The organism is Pseudomonas aylmerensis, assembly GCF_001702265.1.
GTDB classification, from domain to species: domain Bacteria; phylum Pseudomonadota; class Gammaproteobacteria; order Pseudomonadales; family Pseudomonadaceae; genus Aquipseudomonas; species Aquipseudomonas aylmerensis.
Genome location: NZ_MAUE01000012.1, coordinates 82009 through 102561 on the forward strand (window position 1 = coordinate 82009; position 20553 = coordinate 102561).

A 20553-nucleotide genomic window follows, 5' to 3' on the forward strand; every position below is an offset into this window, starting at 1 on the left:
ATTAAACAGCGAAGATCTTGCCGGGGTTCATGATCCCGTTCGGGTCGAACACCGCCTTGACGGCCTTCATGTATTCGATTTCAACCGGCGAACGGCTGTAGGTCAGGTAGTCGCGCTTGGTCATGCCCACGCCATGTTCGGCGGAGATCGAGCCGTTGTACTTCTCGACGGTCTCGAACACCCACTTGTTGACGGTGGCGCACTTGGCGAAGAACTCATCCTTGCTGAGGTTTTCCGGCTTGAGGATGTTCAAGTGCAGGTTGCCGTCGCCGATGTGACCGAACCAGACGATTTCGAAGTCCGGGTAGTGTTCACCGACGATCGCATCAATTTCCTTCAAGAACGCCGGCACCTTGGAGACAGTCACCGAGATATCGTTCTTGTATGGGGTCCAGTGCGAAATCGTCTCGGAGATGTACTCGCGCAGCTTCCACAGGTTATGGAGCTGGGTTTCGCTCTGGCTCATCACGCCGTCCAGCACCCAGCCCTGCTCGACGCAATGCTCGAAGGTTTCCAGCGCATGGTTGGCGACTTCTTCGGTGGTGGCTTCAAATTCCAGCAACGCGTAGAACGGGCACTCGGTGTCGAACGGCGCCGGCACGTCGCCACGGCCCATGACCTTGGCCAGGGCCTTGTCGGAGAAGAATTCGAAGGCCGTCAGGTCCAGCTTGCTCTGGAACGCATGCAGTACCGGCATGATCGAGTCGAAATCGGTAGTCCCGAGCACCATGGCGGTGAGGTTTTTCGGCGCCCGGTCCAGGCGCATGGTGGCTTCGACCACAAAGCCCAGGGTGCCTTCGGCGCCGATGAACAGCTGGCGCATGTCGTAGCCGGTGGCGTTCTTGATCAGGTCGCGGTTCAGCTCCAGTACGTCGCCCTTGCCGGTGACGACTTTCATGCCGGCCACCCAGTTACGGGTCATGCCGTAGCGAATGACCTTGATCCCGCCGGCATTGGTGCCGATATTGCCGCCAATCTGGCTGGAACCGGACGACGCGAAGTCCACCGGGTAATACAGGCCTTTCTCTTCGGCAGCGTTCTGCAATTGCTTGGTGACCACGCCCGGCTGGCACACGGCGGTGCGGTCGGTGAGGTTGAGGTCGAGGATCTGGTTCATGTAGTCGAACGACACCACCACCTCGCCATTCGCCGCCACGGCAGCGGCCGACAGCCCGGTACGACCACCGGACGGCACCAGCGCGACCTTGTGTGCATTGGCCCAACGAACGATAGCCTGCACCTGCTCGATGGTCTTGGGGAACACGATGGCGGTCGGCGCAGGGGCGAAGTGCTTGGTCCAATCCTTGCCGTAAGCCTCCAGGGAGTCGGCATCGGTCAGCACTTTGCCGGGCTCAACCAGGGTCTTTAGCTCATCAATCAGGGCAGGATGGGTCATCGACAGAACTCTCGAACAATTCATGGTCATCCTGAGAACGCTTCACGTCGCAGGAATGAGTGTTTAGCGGGGCGCGTATGCTAGCATACCGCCCCCGCAGGACAGAGCCCAAGGGCGTTTCTGCGGTGACGGCTTTCCTGCCGTCCGGGTCAGCTTAAGCGATCCGATTCCCTGCCATTTTTCTCCGGGATACAGGTTTACGCAGATGAGCAAGACTTCTCTCGATAAGAGCAAGATCAAGTTCCTTCTTCTGGAAGGCGTCCACCCATCGGCCGTCGACGTTCTGAAGGCCGCCGGGTACTCCAGCATTGAGTACATCACCAGTTCTCTGCCGGAAGCCCAGCTCAAGGAAAAGATCGCCGACGCGCACTTTATCGGCATTCGCTCCCGCACTCAGCTGACCGAAGAGATCTTCGACCACGCCAAGAAACTCGTGGCGGTCGGCTGTTTCTGCATCGGCACCAACCAGGTCGACCTCAATGCAGCGCGCGAGCGCGGCATCGCGGTGTTCAACGCCCCGTACTCCAACACCCGTTCCGTCGCGGAACTGGTGCTGGCCGAGGCGATCCTGCTGTTGCGCGGTATCCCTGAGAAGAACGCTTCCTGCCACCGTGGCGGCTGGATCAAGAGCGCAGCCAACTCCTTCGAAATCCGGGGCAAGAAGCTGGGTATCGTTGGTTACGGCTCGATCGGCACCCAACTGTCGGTCCTGGCTGAAGGCCTGGGCATGCAGGTGTTCTTCTACGACACCCTGACCAAGCTGCCGCTGGGCAACGCCACCCAAGTGGCGAGCCTGACCGAACTGCTGGGCATGTCCGATATCGTCACCCTGCACGTGCCGGAAACAGCTGAGACCCAGTGGATGATCGGCGAGAAGGAAATCCGCGCCATCAAGAAAGGCGGCATCCTGATCAACGCTGCACGCGGCACCGTGGTCGAGCTGGACGCCCTGGCCGACGCGATCAAGGACAAGCACCTGATCGGCGCCGCCATCGACGTGTTCCCGGTGGAGCCACGCTCCAACGACGACATCTTCGAAAGCCCGCTGCGTGGCCTGGATAACGTGATCCTGACCCCGCACATCGGCGGTTCCACCGCTGAAGCCCAAGCCAACATCGGCCTGGAAGTGTCGGAGAAGCTGGTCAAGTACAGCGACAACGGTACGTCGGTGTCCTCCGTCAACTTCCCGGAAGTGGCGCTGCCGGCTCACCCTGGCAAGCACCGTCTGCTGCACATCCACCAGAACATCCCTGGCGTGATGATGGAGATCAACAAGGTGTTCGCGGAAAACGGCATCAACATCTCCGGTCAGTTCCTGCAGACCAACGAGAAGGTTGGCTACGTGGTGATCGACGTCGACGCCGAGTACTCGGACCTGGCACAAGAGAAGCTGCAGCACATCAACGGCACGATTCGTAGCCGCGTGTTGTTCTAACGCTGCAAACGCTGCACAAAAAAATGGGAGACCCGCAGGGGTCTCCCATTTTTTTGTCTGAACAAATCTTACTTGACGTTAACCGTGATCACTTTCGACGCTACAGTCGGGTTGAACTGCATGTGCAGTTTGTCGCCAGCTACGAGTTGCAGCGTGTGCTTGCCTGGGGTGAGGGTCAGTTCGGTTTCGGTCTGGGCCTTGCCGTAGTGAATCACGGTGTCGGTGGCGGGGATCGGCACGCTGGCGTCAGGCAGTTCTTTCTGGTCGACCAGCAGATGGTGGTGGCCGGTACCTGGATCCTGGCTGGTAGCCGGAGCCAGTTTCAGACCTTCCATGCCGAATTTTACGGTGAAGGTTTTATCCACGGTGGCGCCGTCTTTTGGCGACACGATAAATACCTTGGCGCCTTCAGGTGGCGCGCTGCGCGGGATACCGTCGGCGGCAGTGGCCAACATCGAAGCACCCAGCAGCAGGCTGGCCAGGGTGGCACGGGACAATAAGGCTTTCATTCGCTTCTCCAGTTTTTCCAGGAAATCTGTTCGGTTATGACAACTTAGCGACAAATTGCTGTCCAAGGCACTCAACACCATAGCAAAGCGATGCTGAACGGCGCCTCGCACATTCGAAATCTCTAGGAGTGACCATGCGCTTTTCGCCTGGCCTGTTACTTTTGCTTCCCCTCATGAGCCCTTTGGCTCACGCCGAACTGGTTGATGATGTGTTTGATCGCGGCGAACTGCGCATCGCGCTAGAAGCCAACACCCCGCCGTTCAACTTCAAGGAAGGCGACAAACTCACCGGCTTCGAAGTGGAACTTGGCGAGCAATTGGCCAAGGAAATGGATGTACGCCCCTCGTTCATCACCACCGATGACACCGACCTGCTGCCAGGCGTGGCAACCGGCAAGTACGACGTGGCCATCAACCATATCGCTATGACTGCCGAGCTGCAGGATCGTTTCGATTTCAGCGAGGCTTACCTCGAAAAGCCGCAACTGGCGATTCCCTTCCAGAAGGGCAACCCGGCGTTCAAGGCGAGCCTGGACAAGGCGTTGCAGCGCGTGAAGGCCGATGGCCGATTGAATGCGCTGACCCAGAAGTGGCTGGAACCCCAATTGTAGGAGCCGGCTTGCTGGCGATAGCAGTCACCTCATTCTGCAGCTGATTCACCGCGGTCGCCGGCAGCCGGGTCCTACAGGTGATTCAGCGCCTGGGCCGCTTCGGGTAGTTCCAGCTCACTGAACACCTGCACCCCATGCTGCCTGAGCAGCGCCGCGGTCACGCCTTCGCCGCTGACTTTCACGCCGGTAAAGCTGCCGTCGTAGGTCAGCAGGTTGCCGCAGGATGGGCTATTGGCCTTGAGGATGGCGATGCGGATGTTGTGGCGCTGCACCAGCGCCAGGGCCTGGCGGGCGCCGTCGAGGAAGGCAGCGCTGAAGTCCTCGCCCTCGGCCGTCAGCACTTGGGCGCGCCCTTCCCACACATCGACGCCCTGCCCACCCGCAATCTCGGCCGCCGGGCGCGGCGTGGGCAGGCCACCCGAGACCTCGGGGCAGATCGCAACCACACGGCCTTCGGCCTGCCATGCCGCCAGTTGGTCGAACGGCCCGCTGGCCCCACCGTCATAGCGCACCTTGTGGCCAAGCAGGCAGCGACTGATCAGAATCTTGTGCATGATTAAAACGGCTCGTTGCCCCGCCGGCGAAACCAGCCGGTGAGGGACAGGCGTTCGCGCGTGGCGGGCATGACTTCGTGGGGCACCTCGCCCGACAGGAACACCACCAGGCAACCGCCGGTGGGCACCACATCGTATTCGACGCCGTCCTTGAGGTACATGCGTAACTGGCCACCGTGCTCGGGCAGCCAGGCGTCGTTCAGGTAGATCACCGCCGAGACCATGCGTCGGTCATCGTCACGGAAACGGTCGAGGTGCTTGAGGTAAAACGCCCCCGGCGGGTACATCGCGAAGTGGCTTTCGAAATCTTCCAGGCCCAGGAACAGGCTGCGGTTCATCGCCAGGCGCAGGCTGTCCATCAACCCCATATAACGGTCGCAGACCGCCGCATCCCCCTCCTCCAACCACTGGATATGATCACCGCGAATGCCCTCGCGAATCTCCTGGGCCGGCCCGCGGCCGACTGCCGCCGGGGCCAATTCACCTTCGGCCGCACGTTTACGGCACTCAGCCGCCAGTTCCAGGGTCAGAGCCTGGGGCAGGAAGCCGTTCTGCTGCGACCAGCCTTTTTCGGCCAGGTCATCAACGATGCGTTGCAGCAGGGGGTGATCGAGGGGTATTTGCATGGCGCGCATAGTATCCATACGCCTGGGAATCCGACAGAGCCGCCGAGCGTCTGAACACACTTTAGTCAGGTGACCGATAGGATTTCTCGACAAATCCTACGCCCGACACGGACAATAGTGGCCGACTGACAGGAGTCCATATGCGTCGTTTGTTTTTTTCCTTGCTGATGTTCTGCGTTTTGCCCGCTTGGGCAGACGGCCATGACCAGTTGTACAAGGTCGCCGGCTGGGCCGAACAACGTGCGCATTTCAATGACGCCCTCAGTGCCGCCCAGCAACGCTACCGCAATAGCCTGCCGCCGGCGGTGTACCAGGCGCTGGTCGACAACAGCAATAAACGCTTTGCCGCCCAGGCCATGGACCAGCGTGCCGAGGCGCAATTGCGCAAGAACCTCGCCGACCCTGCGCCTGCCCTGGCGTTTTTCCAATCGCCGCTGGGCCGCAAGATCGTCGCCGCCGAGTTGCTCGCGACCCGCCGCGACCAGTTGGCCAAAAACGCCCAGGGCCTGCCGCACATCGAAGCCGACGCCACTCGCAGCCTGATCATCGGCCACCTGGCGCAAGCCCTGCCGGCACGCGAGGCCGGTGCGGAAGTCAGCCTGGCCATCGCCGGCGTCGCCGCCGACAGCCTGAGCCAGATGATCCCCGGCCTGCTGGGCGGTGGTCAGGCCCAGGGCATGTTGAACGGCCAGCGCGAGCGGCTGATGCAACAGATCGGCAATGACTTGAACAATACGTTGCTGTACGTCTACCGGGACTTGTCCGACCCTGAGCTGGAAGAATTCGCCACCTTTGCTGAATCGCCGCAGGGCAAGGCGTATTACCAGGCCGCCCTGGCAGCCATTCGCGCAGGCCTGGCGGTGGGCCAAAGCACTTCCAGCCTGGCCCCCTGATCCTCTGTAGGAGCCGGCTTCAGGTCAGGTGGCGGGTCAGAAAGCTGAAGTACTCCTGGCGAATCTCGGGAATCTCGTTTGCCAGGTGATGCCTGCCCCGCGCCAACATCAATACCTCGGGCTGGTCGAACTTGCCGCGCAGCACCTGCAAGTTGTGCTGCCAGTCCACCGTCATGTCTTCCTCACCCTGCACAATCACCGGTCGCCGTGGGCTGCGCGGCGCGGCTTCGATGCGCTTGATCCAGCGCGCCAGGGCGCCCACCCACGCGGTGGGCAGTTGGCGGGGCTGCAGCGGATCGGCTTCCAGGAACGGCTTGAAGGCCGGGTCATGAGTGTTGTCGCTGAAGCGCCGCGCGATGCCTTTGACGAATGGGCGCAGCAGGTAATAGCTGACCTGCGACCAACCCCACGCACGCGGCCGCACCAACGGTGACAGCAGGAAGGTCTGGCCCTGTGCCGGGCTGTCGGCGCCGTGGTTGAGCAGGTGATCGACCACCACCGCGCCGCCGGTGCTTTGCCCGAACAAGTGCCAGGGTTGCGGCAACTGCAGGGCCCGAGCCTGCTCGAACAGCGCCTGCACCACGTGCTGGTACACGGCGAAATCATCGATGCTGGCGCGCGCGCCACTGGATAACCCATGGCCCGGCAAGTCGCAGGCGATGACCACAAAGCCCTGGTCCAACGCCCACTCCACCACATGGCGATACAGGCCCATATGGTCGTAGAACCCGTGGAACATGAACATCGTCGCCACCGGCTGCGGCGGCCACCACACCTGCGCGACCACCGCAAACCCATCGACCTCCAAACGACCCAGCCGGCTTACCGCCGGCACTTTGCGCGCCGCCAGGTCCAGGCCGTAGAAGCGCTGGTAGACCCGCGCCTCGGCGCTGAGCGGTTGCGCATCCACCAGGGGCCGCAAGCTTTCGCGCAGATGATCAGGGTCAAAGGTAACGGGCATAAAGGGTTCCAGACTGACGGTGAAGATGAATATCGAGCTGCGATATTCATCTGTCAGGACAAGCATGGCAAGCTACGCGACCTGCGAGGATAGATCTGAATGCGACAGCCTTACCGTACCGCCCTGTTCGCCAGCCTGATCCTGATCATCTGCGCCGGTGTGCTGTGGGCGGCCTATGACTGGTTCCAGGGCCGCTACCTGCGCGCGTTCAGCGAACACACGGCGGTGTTCTCCGGCGACGCCCTGCGCCTGCCCGCCGAACTCGCCGGCACGGGCCCGATCCGCCTGGTGCACTTCTGGGACCCGGCCTGCCCCTGCAACGTCGGTAACCAGCAGCACCTGGGCGAATTGATCGAGCAGTACGCGCCCCAGGGCGTCGAATTCTATGCCCTGCAAAAACCTGGCAGCCACGGCCAATTGCCCGACAACCTGCGCAAGATGAAAACCCTGACCGCCCTGCCCGGTGCCGACCAAGTACCGGCCAGCCCTGCGGTGGGCATTTGGGATCGCACCGGCAAGCTTGCGTATTTCGGCCCCTACAGCGAGGGGCTCACGTGCAATTCGAGCAACAGCTTCATCGAGCCGATCCTGAAGGCCCTGGACAGCGGACGTGAAGTGAATGCCACGCACACCCTGGCGGTGGGCTGCTATTGCGCATGGAGCAAAGCGCCAAACTGAACGCAGGCTGTTCAACGGGCAAACTCCAATCACCCGGTCAACCGGCTGCTGTATCGTACGTTTTCGCAGAGAGTGTAAGCGTAGGAATACATGAGCCAGTTAACCATCATCCTCTGGATGCTGAACGTTATCGTCGACACCTCCGGCCAGCTGGCCTTCAAGGCCGCCGCGTCGGCCAGTGCCGAGCATGACGGTATCGCCCACTGGAAACACATGCTCAAGCGCCCGTGGATCTGGCTGGGCGTGATCTGCTACGTCTTCGAATTCGTATTGTGGCTGGCGTTCCTGACGCTGGTGCCGTTATCGGTCGGGGTGATGCTGGGCTCGATCAACATCGTCGTGATCATGATTGCCGGCCGTTTCCTGTTCAAGGAGAGCCTGAGCAAATGGCGATTGATCGGCATCATGCTGATCGCCTGTGGCGTGACCGTCGTGGGGTTTGAATGATGAAGCGCTTCTATATCCTCGGTTTCCTCGCGCTGATCGTTTTCGACACATTGGCGCAGGTGAGCTTCAAATTCGCCTCGGTGCACGCCGAGCCGCTGACGATGGACGCCGCGTGGCTGGTGCGCGTGTTTGGCGCACCGTGGATCTACGGCGCGTTCGTCGGCTACATCGGCGCGTTCTTCACCTGGATGACCTTGCTCAAGTACGCCCCGGTGGGCCCGGCGTTCGCGGCGTCTCACCTGGAGCTGATCAGTGTGACGCTGATCTCCGTGTGGCTGTTCGACGATACCCTGACCCTGCCGAAAATCGTCGGCGGCGCGCTGATTATTGCCGGGATCCTGTGCCTGGCGCGTAGCGAAGACAAAGACAGTCAACAGGTCGAGGTCGAGCCGTCGCAGGCGCCCGCCTCATGACCCGCCGGTGGGAAATCCCTCCCACCGCAGGCCTGCCCTTGCGCTGGCGGGATTTGCTCAACCTCTCGGGCGACCTGGCCCCGGCGCTGGCCCGTCAATTTTCGCTGCCACTCCCCGCCCTGACCTGCTCCGGCACCGCAGCATTGATTATCGCCCTGCGCGTCTTGCAGCAACGCATGCCCGGCCGCACCCGGCTCATCGTGCCGGCCTACACCTGCCCGCTGGTGGCGTTGGCCGCCCATTACTGCCCGCCGCTGCGCGTCGTACCCTGTGATTTGCAGCCCGACAGCATCGACCTGGACGAGCGCCAACTGGCACAGCTGTGCGATGAAAGCACCTTGGCCGTGGTGGTCACCCACCTGGCCGGGCGCGTGGCAGATGTCGACGCGGCCAAACGCATTGCCGGCGCTGTCGGCGCCGCGATCATTGAAGACGCCGCCCAAGCCATGGGCGCACTCGACGATGGCCGCAGCGTCGGGCTCAAGGGCGATGTGGGGTTTTTCAGCATGGCGCTGGGCAAGGGGCTGACCACCGCCGAAGGCGGCGTGCTGTTCAGTCGCGACCCGGTGCTGCATCAGGCGCTGCACCGCCACTGCCGGCAGGACCTGCCCTTCAGCCTGCGCTGGGAGCTGCAACGCAGCGCCGAACTGTGGGGCTACGCCCTGCTCTATCAACCACGCGGCCTGCATTACGTGTATGGCAACGCGTTGCGCAAGGCGCTGGCCAATGGGGATGAAGTGGCCGCAGTCGGCGATGACTTTTCGGTCTACGACATCCCGCTGCACCGCCTGGGCGGCTATCGCCAGAAGGTCGGCGCGGCGGCACTGGCTCGCTTGCCGGACCACCTGCAACAAGGCCGCGTCCGCGCTTTGCGCCGTGCAGCGCGCTTGAACGCCCTGCCCGGCGTCACGGTGATCATGGACAGGCCAGGGCAGCAAGGCACCTGGCCGTTCCTGATGGTGGTGATGCCCTCTGCAGACACCCGCGATGCGGCGATGGCCCGGCTGTGGACCTCAGGCTTGGGCGTGACCCGCCTGTTTATCCACACCTTGCCGGGCTACGCCGAGGTGCTGCCACTCTTGCAGCCGGGTGGCGATATCACCCGAGCCCAGGCCTTCGCTGCCCGCACGCTGTCGATCAGCAACAGCCATTGGCTGAGCGATGCGCTGTTCGAGCAGATAGTCGACCAACTCAAGGTTATCGTCGCCAGGCCTGATTGATGTGCGCCACCAGGCGACTGTTCAGCGCGTTCTGCTGCTGTTGCCAGATCTGCACCTGCGCCTCAGGCAACGCTTCCTGGCCGTCGGACGCACTCAGCCAGCGCTTGAACCGGCTTTCATAGTGGTAGGCCGACACATCGCCGGTGATGTCTGCACCGATGACCTGGCCCTGGCAGGCGCTGATCAGGTCGGTCAAATGGTGCTCCAGAAACTCACCCTGGTCCCAGTTGGTGTTCACCACCTGCGGGCTCAGCACGTCTTTATCGATGGACAGGTACACCGGCAGCGAGCGGTCAAACTGTGCCAGGAACGCACGCATCAACTCATCCGGGTTGCCGAAGGCGCGATTGCTGCGACCGGCGCCGATCCAGTTCATCCAACGGGTATCCACGTTGACGCTCCAGTAGGTCAACTTGCGCTTGAGCAGCGGCGACCAGTGATTTTCCCAGGCGTGGCCCAGGCCGATGTCCTGCGAGCCAATGCCGAGTACATGCACATGCTCGACCTGGGGCAAACGGCTGGCCCAGTAGACCCATGAGCCGCAGTGGATGCCGAATGGGTAGCGCATGTTGTCCGGGTGATTGTCACAAATGATCAGCTGGAATTTCTGCTGCGTCGGCAGGCGGTTCAGCAACAGTTGGCTGAGGTGGTGATAGTCGCCGCTGCCGGTGAAGACACAGCCGTAATCGCTGGGCATCTGCGCGCCCAAGGCCGTTTCCAGCGCATTGAATTGCGCCCAGCGACAGCCAAAACGGATCCTCTCCTGCCAGTCCTGCAGCGCCAGGGTGATCGCGCCGGGAATATCACTGACGGCGCCATCGAAGTCCAGAATCAGCGGGGCTCGGTCCAGGTTCATTCGGTTTTCTCCTGGTGCCACTGCCCCTCGCCTTCAAAGTGATGGCGCAATCGCTTGCCGAGCGTGCGCAACAGTGGGTTGCGTATCCACACCAGGTGGCGGGTCAAGGTGAAGTCCGCGCCGAGGCTGGCCTTGACCTGCGGGTCGGTCCAGCCCGCCACATAAAACTTCAGGCCATTGGCCACGGCGTACTCCAGGTTCACGAACCAGCTGACGAAGTACAGGTTGAACTCCAGCGCCTGCGGGTAGTTGAGGCCAATGTACTTGTCGAGCAGCTTGTCGCCCTCCACGTAGCACAGGTTGTAGCCGATCAGTTCATCGCAGTGCCAATAGCAGAACACGCGCCCGTTGCTGTCGGCGTCCCTCAGCAGGCTGCTGAAGAACTCAGGGGTGAGCAGGTCGAAATGGATCTCGCTCTGGTCGTACACCGCCCGGTACAGCCCATACAAATGCGCCAGCCAGGCTTCATCGTTGAAGCGCGCATCGCCGGTGTCGAGGATCTCCACGCGCAACGCCTCACGACTGCGCAGCTTGCGTCGGATATTGCGACGCCGGCTGTGGGACAAACGCGCCAGGTATTCATCAATCGTGGTGAAGTTGATCGGCACATACGCCAGCGCCTGGCCCTCGAGGCTGATAAAGCCACGTCGGGCGCAGTCATCGATCAGCGCTTGCGCGTAGCGGTTGTCCGCCTCGCTGAGCAGTGGGGAGTTGCACGGCACGTCTTTGACGATGGTGAGTTTGCGCTGCGGCGCACACTCATGTTGCAGCCACTGCGCGAGGTCCTCGGGCGCCACCCCCTGGGGCAGCGGTGAGTATTCACTGACGGTGGTGCCCACGAAGCAGCTGTCGATTCGCAGCCAGCGGTTCCAGAAGCGATAGCCGGGCCAACCGCGCACACGCTTGACGAACGCATCGTCGGCGGTGGTCAACAGGTCGAACGGGGTAAAGAAATAGGGCAGGCCCTGGTCCGATAGCCGTGCATCAAAACCCACCGGCGGGTGCTGCAAAAAGCGCCCGATCAGTGACTGCGCTTCCAGGCTGCACGCGTAGGCAACCTGGGGACGGCTGGAGTCGGGCATCGGTTGCATGGCGCAAGTCATGGCAAAAAGCTCAAAGATGACAGGTGCAATAATAGCCGCTTCGGGGTGTTCCCCACTTGAACCTCGGCTGTCGGCGAGACGCATCAAGATGCAATACCAGCATTTCCCGCAGTGTCCACCAAACCGATTAGACTCCCTTGACCTTCAAGGTGAATGACTCAAGGACCGTCCATGAAACGCAGCCTGACCGTGCTCGCTATCCTGATTGCCGCCCTCCTGGCCGGCGCCGGCTGGTATGTCTACAGCAAGCAGCCGACCCGCCAGGGCACCGAAACACTGGCGAACCTGCAAGGCACGGTCACCGTGCGCTACGACGACCGTGGCGTGCCACACATTCGCGCCGAGAACGAGACCGACCTGTACCGCGCCCTCGGCTACGTGCATGCCCAGGACCGTCTGTTCCAGATGGAAATCATGCGACGCCTGGCGCGCGGCGAGCTGGCCGAGGTGCTCGGCCCCAAGGTGCTGGAGACCGACAAGCTGTTTCGCAGCCTGCGCATTCGCGACCGTGCTGCCACCTACGTGGCGCAACTGGACCATGAGTCGGCGCACTGGAAGGCACTGCAAGCCTATCTGGACGGCATCAACCAGTATCAGGACAGCCACGCCAGTCCGATGGAATTCGACGTGCTGGGCATCCCCAAGCGGCCGTTCACCGCGGAAGACACCATCAGCGTCGCCGGGTACATGGCCTACAGCTTTGCCGCTGCCTTTCGTACCGAGCCCTTGCTGACTTACGTACGCGACCAGTTGGGCAGCGACTACCTCAAGGTCTTCGACCTGGACTGGCAACCCAAGGGTGCGCTCAACCTGGCCGACAGCGACTGGAAGACCCTCGGCGCCCTCGCCTCCCTGAGCGAGCAGGCCCTGGCGGACAACGGCCTGCCGCAGTTCGAAGGCAGCAACGCCTGGGCCATCAGCGGCAGCCGCACCAAGAGCGGCAAACCGTTGCTGGCGGGTGACCCGCATATCCGCTTCTCGGTGCCGTCGGTGTGGTACGAGGCGCAACTCTCCGCGCCGGGCTTCGAGTTGTACGGTTATCACAACGCGCTGGTGCCGGTGGCCTTCCTGGGGCACAACCTGGACTTCGGCTGGAGCCTGACCATGTTCCAGAACGATGACCTCGACCTGATCGCCGAGAAGGTCAACCCGGACAACGCCAACCAGGTCTGGTACCACGGCCAGTGGGTCGATATGACCCACAGTGAGCAACAGATCGCGGTGAAGGGCCAGGCGCCCGTGACACTGACGCTGCGCCAGTCGCCCCACGGCCCGATCATCAATGACGTGCTTGGCGAGAACGGCGGCAACACGCCGATCGCCATGTGGTGGGCGTTCCTCGATACCCAGAACCCGATCCTCGAAGGCTTCTACCAGCTCAACCGCGCCGACACCCTGGCCAAGGCGCGCGCGGCGGCGGCCAAGGTCTCGGCGCCGGGGCTGAATATCGTCTGGGCAAATGCCAAGGGTGATATCGGCTGGTGGGCGGCGGCGCAATTGCCGATTCGCCCGGCCGGGGTCAATCCTGGGTTTATCCTCGACGGCAGCACGGCACAGGCCGACAAACTGGGGTTCTACCCCTTCAGCGCCAACCCCCAGGAAGAAAACCCGGCGCGCGGTTATGTGGTGTCCGCCAACGCCCAGCCGGTATCGCCCACCGGCATGGAGATCGCCGGTTATTACAACCTCGCCGACCGTGGCCAGCAGTTGAACACGCAGTTGAGCGACAAGAGCGTGAAGTGGGACGTGAATAACAGCCAGGCCTTGCAGCTCGGCACCACCACCGCCTTCGGCCCACGCCTGCTGGCACCGCTGCTGCCGGTACTGCGTGAAGTGGTCAAGGACCCGGCGCAGCTGAAACTGGTGGAGCAGTTGGCCACGTGGAAAGGCGATTACCCGCTGGACTCCACCAGTGCCACCCTGTTCAACCAGTTCCTGTTCAACCTGGCCGACGCCACCTTCCACCCGAAACTGGGCGATGGCATGTTCAAGACCCTGCTCGGCACCCGTGTGATCGACGCCGCCTTGCCTCGCCTCGCGGCCAGTGCCGACTCGCCGTGGTGGGACGGTAAGCGCGCCGACACGGTCAAGCTCGCCTGGGACAACAGCCTCGCGCACCTCAAGGCGACCTTCGGCGATGATCCGAGCCAGTGGCAGTGGGGCAAGGCGCACACCCTCACCCATGGCCACCCGCTGGGCTCGCAGAAGCCATTGGACCTGATCGTCAATGTCGGGCCCTTCCCGGCACCCGGCACCCACGAAGTGCCGAACAACCAGTCGGCGAACATCGGCCCGGCGCCGTGGCCAGTCACGTACGGCCCGTCGACCCGTCGCCTGATCGACTTCGCCGACGTGGCCCACGCCCTCACCATCAACCCGGTCGGGCAAAGCGGCGTGCCGTTCGACAAGCACTACGGCGACCAGGCAGAAACCTACATCGAAGGGGGCTACGAGCAGGCGCATTTCAGTGACGAGGAAGTCACCGCGAATACGCGCGGCACGTTGAAGCTGCTCCCAGCCAGATAACCGCGATCACGGTGGGAGCTGGCTTGCCTGCGATTGCATCACCTCGGTTACCGCGAGGGACCGAGGTGCCTGTATCGCAGGCAAGCCAGCTCCCACAGGTCGACCCACGCTCAACCCCCTCAAACCGGCGCCGCAAAGTTGAGCCGGAACTGTTGCGGCGTCACGCCCAGCCGGCGGTTGAACACACTGCGCATGTGCTGCGCGTCGCGAAACCCGCATTGGTAGGCGACGGTCTTCAACGGCGCCGGGCTGCTTTCAAGCATCACCCGCGCCGCATCCACCCGCGCCCGCTCGACAAACTCCGCCGGAGTGATCCGCGCTTCACGGGCGAATACCCGCGAGAAGTTGCGCGCGCTCATGTTGGCAGCCTTGGCCAGGTCGGCGATGCCCAGGTCTCCGGTCAGGTTGGCCAGCACGTACAGCTGCACCAGCGCCACCGCCGAGGTACTTTCAGCGTGAGGCGTCAGGAACGGGCTGAACTGCGACTGCCCGCCAGAACGCTGGGTGAACACCACCAGGCGCTTGGCCACACTCAAGGCCACCTCCGGGCCGTGGTCCTGGGCCAGCAGGTACAACGACAAATCGATACCCGCCGTGACCCCGGCCGAGGTGTAGAGGTTGCCATCCTGCACATACAGCCGATCGGCCTCGACCTGGGCCGAGGGGCACAACCGCGCCAGGTCGGCGGCATCATTCCAGTGGGTGGTGACGGTCTTGCCCTCCAGCAATCCGGCGCGGGCCAGCATGAACGCACCATTGCAGATCGAACCGTAGCGTTGCGCCCGGCCAGCGGCGGCGCGCAGCCAATCATCGAATGCCGGGCCGAAATCCTCGAACGGCAATTGCGGGCCACCGGCTACCAGCAGCAGGTCATAGGCCTGCAGCGCCTCGCTGTAATGCCGGTGGGCCTGCAAAGAGAGGCCGTTGGAGGCGGCCATCATGCCGTGGCCAAAACCGATGACTTCCAGTTGGTAGTGATCCGGCGGCGCCAGAAAACGGTTGGCCTCGCAGAACACATCCATGGGGCCGGTCACGTCCAGAGACTGGACGCCGGGGAAGATCAGGATGGCGACGGTTTTGCCCATGGGTGGTAAGCCTTGATTAACTGAATGAACACAAATCCCCTGTGGGAGCGGGCTTGCTCGCGAATACGGTATGTCAGTTGATACAGGTGTTGACTGAATCACCGCATTCGCGAGCAAGCCCGCTCCCACATTTTGATTTTCGCAGGCTTCGATGGATCAATCGCCAGCTACACCCTAGCCGATTTTGTCTTGGCACGATGTCGCAGCACATTGGCCGGGATCGCATCCTCGCCGCGATGGCCCGTTCGCGGGTGCGCGACCACACTGGGCACCTCGGCGCCAACCCCGGCGCTTGCCTGAGGAGAACGACCATGAGCACCACCATCGCCGGCATCAAGATCCCGGACAGCGCTTTGGCCAAGGCCACTACCGAATACATCCGCGACATCGAATCCGACCTGCTCTACCACCACTCCCGCCGGGTGTTCCTGTTCGGCGCATTGAGCGGTGAACGCAAACAGCTGGCCTACAACCCGGAGCTGTTGTACGTCGGTGCGATGTTCCACGACCTGGGCCTGGTCGAAGGCCATCGCAGTGACGACGAGCGTTTCGAAGTCGATGGCGCCAATGCCGCCGCCGCGTTCCTCAAGCCCTACGGCCTGAGCGATGACGATATCGAACAAGTGTGGCTGTCGATCGCCCTGCACACTACGCCGGGCGTGCCGCAACACCTGCGCCCGACCGTGGCGCTGGTCACCGCCGGCGTGGAAATGGACGTGCTGGGCATGGACTACGCCGCATTCAGCACTGTGCAGCGCGAAGCGGTGGTGCATGCGCATCCACGGGGTGAAGGGTTCAAGGAGTGCATCATCTGCGCGTTTGCCGACGGCTTGCGCCATCGTCCGCAGACCACGTTTGGCAACGTGAAGACCGATGTGCTGGTGGATCAGGAGCCGGGGTTCAAGCCGATGAATTTTGTCGAGGTGATTCGCAAATCGCCCTGGGTGGCATAACACCCCGAACCCTGTGGCGAGGGGGCTCGTCCCCCGTTGGGCCGCGCAGCGGCCCCCTTCGGCCACCGCATTCTTTCAGACAGAATGCGGTATCCGGTTTTGGGGCAGCTGCGCAGCCCAACGGGGGACAAGCCCCCTCACCACAAAGCCCGCACATTTCGACCGCGCCGGGTTTTAGACCGGAGCCGGCGCCCGGCGCTTGTCCGGCTGCTGCCAGCCATCGGCCGCCGCCTCTTCAATCGCCTGCTGGATCGCCTTCTTGCGCAGCTCTTCGGCACGGCGGCTGAAGAACCACACCAGGAAGGTCACCAGCGACACCGCCAGCAGAATCAGGCTGGCCACGGCGTTGATCTCGGGTTTGACCCCCAGGCGTACCGCCGAGAACACTTCCATCGGCAACGTGGTCGATCCAGGGCCCGACACGAAGCTGGCCAGTACCAGGTCATCCAGCGACAGCGCGAAGGACATCATCCCACCCGCCGCCAATGACGGCGCGATCATCGGGATGGTGATCAGGAAGAACACCTTCCACGGCCGCGCGCCGAGGTCCATCGCCGCTTCTTCGATCGACAGGTCCAGCTCCCGCAGACGCGCCGACACCACCACCGCCACGTACGCCGCACAGAAGGTGGTGTGGGCGATCCAGATCGTGACGATGCCACGCTCCTGAGGCCAACCGATCATCTGCGCCATGGCCACGAACAGCAGCAACAGCGACAGACCGGTGATCACTTCCGGCATCACCAGCGGCGCCGTCACCAGGCCGCCGAACAACGTGCGGCCCTTGAAGTGGCTGATGCGTGTCAGCACGAACGCCGCCAACGTACCCAACGCCACTGCCGCCACCGCCGTGTAGCAGGCGATTTCCAGCGAGCGCATCACCGAGCCCATCAACTGGGTGTTGTCCAGCAGGCCCACGTACCACTTGATCGACCAACCGCCCCACACCGTCACCAGTTTGGATTCGTTGAACGAGTAGATCACCAGGATCAGCATCGGCAGGTAGATAAACAACAACCCCGCCACCAGCATGAAGCTTGAGAAACTGAAGCGCTTCATATTTTGCCCTCCATCTCTTTGGCTTGGCTGCGGTTGAACAGGATGATCGGCACGATCAGGATCGCCAGCATCACCACCGCCAGGGCAGACGCCACCGGCCAGTCACGGTTGTTGAAGAATTCTTGCCACAACACTTTACCGATCATCAGGGTTTCCGGGCCGCCCAGCAGTTCCGGAATCACGAACTCGCCCACCACCGGGATAAACACCAGCATGCAGCCGGCGATGATGCCGTTCTTGGACAGCGGCACAGTGATCTTCCAGAAGCTGTTGAAGGTACTCGAACCCAGGTCCGAAGCGGCTTCCAGCAGGCTCTGGTCGTGTTTCACCAGGTTGGCGTACAGCGGCAGGATCATGAACGGCAGGTACGAATATACCACGCCGATGTACACCGCGATGTTGGTGTTGAGGATCTGCAGCGGCTCGTTGATCAGCCCGATGGACATCAGGAAGCCATTGAGCAGCCCGTTGTTGCTGAGGATGCCCATCCACGCATACACGCGGATCAGGATCGCAGTCCAGGTCGGCATCATGATCAGCAGCACCAGTACGGTCTGCATCTCTTTGCGCGCGCTGGCAATCGCGTAGGCCATCGGGTAGCCGATCAGCAGGCACAGCAGCGTGCTGAAGAACGCCATTTTCAGCGAGCCCAGGTACGCGGCGATGTACAACTCGTCGTCGCCGAGCATCGCGTAGTTGGCCAGGTTGAGCACCAACTGCAGTTTCTGCTCAACGAAGGTGTAGATCTCGGTGTAAGGCGGGATCGCCACGTCGGCTTCGGCAAAGCTGATCTTCAGGACGATGAAGAACGGCAGCATGAAGAACAGGAACAGCCACAGGAAGGGAATGCCAATGACCGCATGACGGCCACTGGGGGTTATTCGTTGCAGGCGGCGCTTGAGCTTCTTCATATTCATGAGCGAAGTACCACGCCGCTGTCGTCTTCCCACCAAACGTAGACCTGGTCACCCCAGGTCGGTCGCTGGCCACGGCGCTCGGCGTTGGCCACGAAGGACTGCACCAGCTTGCCGCTTGGCAGTTCCACGTAGAACACCGAGTGCCCGCCGAGGTAGGCGATGTCGTGCACCTTGCCGCTGGACCAGTTGTGCTCGCAGGTCGGCATTTCGGTGGTGACCAGCAGTTTTTCCGGGCGAATGGCGTAGGTCACCGACTTGTCTTCCACCGACGTGGCGATGCCGTAGCCCACGTAGATATCGCGGTCCAGGTCGGCGCACTTGAGCACCGCGTGGCCTTCGGCGTCATCCACCACCACGGTATCGAAGATGTTGACGTTGCCGATGAACTCGCACACCAGGCGGCTGGTAGGGGTCTCGTAGATGTCGATCGGGCTGCCGATCTGGGCGATCCAGCCCAGGTGCATGATCGCGATGCGCTCGGCCATGGTCATGGCCTCTTCCTGGTCGTGGGTCACCATCACGCAGGTCACGCCGACGCGCTCGATGATCTCGACCAGCTCCAGCTGCATCTGCGAGCGCAGCTTCTTGTCGAGTGCACCCATCGGCTCATCGAGCAGCAGCAGTTTCGGACGCTTGGCCAGCGAACGCGCCAACGCCACCCGCTGGCGCTGGCCACCGGAGAGCTGGTGCGGCTTGCGCTTGGCGTACTGGCTCATCTGCACCAGCTTGAGCATTTCGGCCACGCGGGCGTCGACCTCGGCCTTGGGGATCTTGTCCTGCTGCAGGCCGAAGGCGATGTTCTGCGCGACGGTCATGTGCGGGAACAAGGCGTAGGACTGGAACATCATGTTGATCGGCCGCTCGTAGGGCGGCATGTCAGTGATGTCTTCGCCGTCGAGGTAGATGCGCCCCTCGGTCGGGCGTTCGAAACCCGCGAGCATGCGCAGCAAGGTGGACTTGCCCGAACCCGAACCGCCGAGCAGGGCGAAGATCTCGCCCTTCTTGATTTCCAGGGACACATCGTCCACGGCAATCGTCTCGTCGAACTTCTTCGTGACCCGGTCGATTTTGACCAGCACCTTTTTCGGTGTCTGGTCGCCCTCGAGGGCTTTCTTATAGGCGCCGGAGGCAACTGCCATTTACGAAACTCCCAGAAAAAAAGAGTGCGGTTCACCCGTGGCGGGCGAACCTTGGATAGTTTGAGCTTTAAGCCTTACTTGCCCGTCTTGACCTTGGTCCAGCTACGGGTCATTAAACGTTGCACTTTCGGGGGTAGCTCGAAGTTGACGAATGTCCGGTCGAGAACCGCCTGCGGTGGGTAAACCGCTTCGTCGGTGCGTATCGATTGCTTCATCAGTTTGTCCGACCCCGGGTTAGGGTTGGCGTAACCGACGTAATCACTGACCTGGGCGATCACCTCAGGTTGCAGCAAATAGTTGATAAAGGCGTGGGCCTCTTTGACGTTGGTCGCATCCTTGGGGATCGCCAGCACGTCAAACCACAGGTTGCCGCCTTCTTTCGGAATCGTGTAGGCGATGTTCACGCCTTTGCCCGCCTCGGCCGCACGCGCCTTGGCCTGGAACACATCACCGGAGAAGCCGGCTGCCACGCAGATGTTGCCGTTGGCCAGGTCCGAGATGTATTTGGAAGAATGGAAGTAGGTCACATAGGGCCGCACTTTCAGCAGCTTCTCTTCGGCCTTCTTGTAGTCCTCGGGGTTGGTGCTGTTGGGGTTCAGGCCCATGTAGTTGAGCACCGCCGGCAGCATTTCATCCGCCGAGTCCATGAACGACACCCCGCAGGTCGCCAGCTTCTTCATGTTTTCCGGTTCGAACAGCACGGCCCAGGAATCGATATGGTCGACGCCCAGCACTTCCTTCACTTTATCGACGTTGTAACCAATGCCATTGGTGCCCCACAGGTACGGTACGGAGTACTGGTTGCCCGGGTCGTTCTTTTCCAAGCGCTTGAGCAACACCGGGTCGAGGTTGGCGTAGTTCGTCAGCAATGACTTGTCGAGCTTCTGGAACGCCCCGGCCTTGATCTGCTTGCCCAGGAAGTGGTTGGACGGCACTACCACGTCGTAGCCGGTACGCCCGGCGAGCAACTTGCCTTCCAGGGTTTCGTTGGAATCAAACACGTCATACACCGGCTTGATACCGGTGGCCTTCTCGAAGTTGGCCAGGGTGTCCGGGCCGATGTAGTCCGACCAGTTATAAACATGCACAGTCGGTGCGGCCTGCACGCTGACAGCCAGCGTGATACCTGCACCTACCAGCAAGGCTTTGCGAAATAAAGAAAATGGCAAGTG

21 protein-coding genes are annotated in these 20553 nt (G+C 62.0%); 9 read left to right on the top strand and 12 right to left on the bottom strand.

What is annotated here, in order from left to right; all coding sequences use genetic code 11:
• Position 1: 1 nt before the first annotated feature.
• A complete protein-coding gene (locus BBG20_RS08625; protein ID WP_065902256.1) occupies positions 2-1396 on the bottom strand; it encodes an FAD-binding oxidoreductase in 1395 nt (464 codons plus the stop codon).
• Between the two features lie 205 nt (positions 1397-1601).
• Here BBG20_RS08625 and serA point away from each other — a divergent pair, with 205 nt between their 5' ends.
• A complete protein-coding gene (gene serA, locus BBG20_RS08630; protein WP_065902258.1) occupies positions 1602-2831 on the top strand; it encodes a phosphoglycerate dehydrogenase in 1230 nt (409 codons plus the stop codon).
• A 68-nt stretch (positions 2832-2899) separates the two neighbouring features.
• Here the strand turns inward: serA and BBG20_RS08635 are convergent, their stop codons facing one another.
• Positions 2900-3340, bottom strand: a complete 441-nt coding sequence (locus BBG20_RS08635; RefSeq protein ID WP_065902261.1) for a DUF4399 domain-containing protein — start codon at positions 3338-3340, stop codon at positions 2900-2902.
• Between the two features lie 134 nt (positions 3341-3474).
• On the opposite strand from BBG20_RS08635, the gene BBG20_RS08640 reads away from it, so the two are divergent.
• A complete protein-coding gene (locus BBG20_RS08640; protein ID WP_065902263.1) occupies positions 3475-3951 on the top strand; it encodes a transporter substrate-binding domain-containing protein in 477 nt (158 codons plus the stop codon).
• Positions 3952-4022: 71 nt separating this feature from the next.
• On the opposite strand, the gene BBG20_RS08645 is transcribed toward BBG20_RS08640, so the two are convergent.
• Both BBG20_RS08645 and BBG20_RS08650 read right to left on the bottom strand, forming a co-directional pair.
• Positions 4023-4505 (bottom strand): DUF523 domain-containing protein, encoded by a 483-nt coding sequence (locus BBG20_RS08645; protein WP_065902264.1) that lies wholly within the window; start codon positions 4503-4505, stop codon positions 4023-4025.
• 2 nt (positions 4506-4507) lie between these two features.
• Positions 4508-5140 carry a 2OG-Fe(II) oxygenase gene (locus BBG20_RS08650; protein ID WP_065902265.1) on the bottom strand — a complete coding sequence of 211 codons (633 nt, stop codon included), beginning with the start codon at positions 5138-5140 and terminating at the stop codon, positions 4508-4510.
• Positions 5141-5271: 131 nt separating this feature from the next.
• Between BBG20_RS08650 and BBG20_RS08655 the strand changes: the two genes are divergently transcribed.
• A complete protein-coding gene (locus BBG20_RS08655; RefSeq protein WP_065902266.1) occupies positions 5272-6024 on the top strand; it encodes a DUF2059 domain-containing protein in 753 nt (250 codons plus the stop codon).
• 19 nt (positions 6025-6043) lie between these two features.
• On the opposite strand, the gene BBG20_RS08660 is transcribed toward BBG20_RS08655, so the two are convergent.
• Positions 6044-6985, bottom strand: coding sequence for an alpha/beta hydrolase (locus BBG20_RS08660; RefSeq protein WP_065902267.1), 942 nt, complete (start codon positions 6983-6985; stop codon positions 6044-6046).
• 99 nt (positions 6986-7084) lie between these two features.
• Between BBG20_RS08660 and BBG20_RS08665 the strand changes: the two genes are divergently transcribed.
• The 4 genes from BBG20_RS08665 (at position 7085) to BBG20_RS08680 (ending at position 9743) form a co-directional block, all read left to right on the top strand.
• A complete protein-coding gene (locus tag BBG20_RS08665) occupies positions 7085-7663 on the top strand; it encodes a DUF6436 domain-containing protein (protein WP_065902268.1) in 579 nt (192 codons plus the stop codon).
• Positions 7664-7753: 90 nt separating this feature from the next.
• On the top strand, positions 7754-8110 hold the full coding sequence (locus BBG20_RS08670) for an EamA family transporter (RefSeq protein ID WP_065902270.1): 357 nt from the start codon (positions 7754-7756) through the stop codon (positions 8108-8110).
• Positions 8110-8523, top strand: a complete 414-nt coding sequence (locus BBG20_RS08675; protein WP_065902272.1) for a DMT family transporter — start codon at positions 8110-8112, stop codon at positions 8521-8523. Before BBG20_RS08670 ends, BBG20_RS08675 begins: the two co-directional genes overlap by 1 nt.
• On the top strand, positions 8520-9743 hold the full coding sequence (locus tag BBG20_RS08680; RefSeq protein WP_065902275.1) for a DegT/DnrJ/EryC1/StrS family aminotransferase: 1224 nt from the start codon (positions 8520-8522) through the stop codon (positions 9741-9743). Before BBG20_RS08675 ends, BBG20_RS08680 begins: the two co-directional genes overlap by 4 nt.
• On the opposite strand, the gene BBG20_RS08685 is transcribed toward BBG20_RS08680, so the two are convergent.
• Positions 9721-10599, bottom strand: a complete 879-nt coding sequence (locus BBG20_RS08685) for a hypothetical protein (RefSeq protein WP_065902277.1) — start codon at positions 10597-10599, stop codon at positions 9721-9723. The genes BBG20_RS08680 and BBG20_RS08685 overlap by 23 nt on opposite strands.
• Positions 10596-11702 carry a GNAT family N-acetyltransferase gene (locus BBG20_RS08690; protein WP_083221347.1) on the bottom strand — a complete coding sequence of 369 codons (1107 nt, stop codon included), beginning with the start codon at positions 11700-11702 and terminating at the stop codon, positions 10596-10598. The genes BBG20_RS08685 and BBG20_RS08690 overlap by 4 nt, the downstream gene beginning before the upstream one ends.
• Positions 11703-11873: 171 nt before the next feature.
• Between BBG20_RS08690 and BBG20_RS08695 the strand changes: the two genes are divergently transcribed.
• Positions 11874-14228: a penicillin acylase family protein gene (locus BBG20_RS08695; protein WP_065902279.1), complete on the top strand. Its 2355-nt coding sequence runs from the start codon at positions 11874-11876 to the stop codon at positions 14226-14228.
• A 119-nt stretch (positions 14229-14347) separates the two neighbouring features.
• Here BBG20_RS08695 and BBG20_RS08700 read toward each other — a convergent pair whose 3' ends face one another.
• Entirely contained in the window at positions 14348-15313 is a 966-nt protein-coding gene (locus BBG20_RS08700) for a GlxA family transcriptional regulator (protein ID WP_065902281.1), read from the bottom strand.
• A 311-nt stretch (positions 15314-15624) separates the two neighbouring features.
• Here BBG20_RS08700 and BBG20_RS08705 point away from each other — a divergent pair, with 311 nt between their 5' ends.
• Positions 15625-16266 (top strand): HD domain-containing protein, encoded by a 642-nt coding sequence (locus tag BBG20_RS08705; RefSeq protein ID WP_065902282.1) that lies wholly within the window; start codon positions 15625-15627, stop codon positions 16264-16266.
• Positions 16267-16440: 174 nt separating this feature from the next.
• On the opposite strand, the gene BBG20_RS08710 is transcribed toward BBG20_RS08705, so the two are convergent.
• The 4 genes from BBG20_RS08710 to BBG20_RS08725 all read right to left on the bottom strand — a co-directional run bounded on the left by BBG20_RS08710 (position 16441) and on the right by BBG20_RS08725 (position 20550).
• Positions 16441-17325 (bottom strand): ABC transporter permease subunit, encoded by an 885-nt coding sequence (locus BBG20_RS08710; RefSeq protein WP_065902284.1) that lies wholly within the window; start codon positions 17323-17325, stop codon positions 16441-16443.
• Positions 17322-18242, bottom strand: coding sequence for an ABC transporter permease subunit (locus BBG20_RS08715; RefSeq protein ID WP_065902286.1), 921 nt, complete (start codon positions 18240-18242; stop codon positions 17322-17324). Before BBG20_RS08715 ends, BBG20_RS08710 begins: the two co-directional genes overlap by 4 nt.
• On the bottom strand, positions 18239-19381 hold the full coding sequence (locus BBG20_RS08720) for an ABC transporter ATP-binding protein (RefSeq protein ID WP_065902288.1): 1143 nt from the start codon (positions 19379-19381) through the stop codon (positions 18239-18241). The genes BBG20_RS08715 and BBG20_RS08720 overlap by 4 nt, the downstream gene beginning before the upstream one ends.
• 74 nt (positions 19382-19455) lie before the next feature.
• The gene (locus tag BBG20_RS08725) at positions 19456-20550 is read right to left on the bottom strand and encodes a polyamine ABC transporter substrate-binding protein (RefSeq protein ID WP_065902290.1); all 1095 of its coding nucleotides are present in this window, start codon (positions 20548-20550) and stop codon (positions 19456-19458) included.
• Positions 20551-20553: the final 3 nt, after the last annotated feature.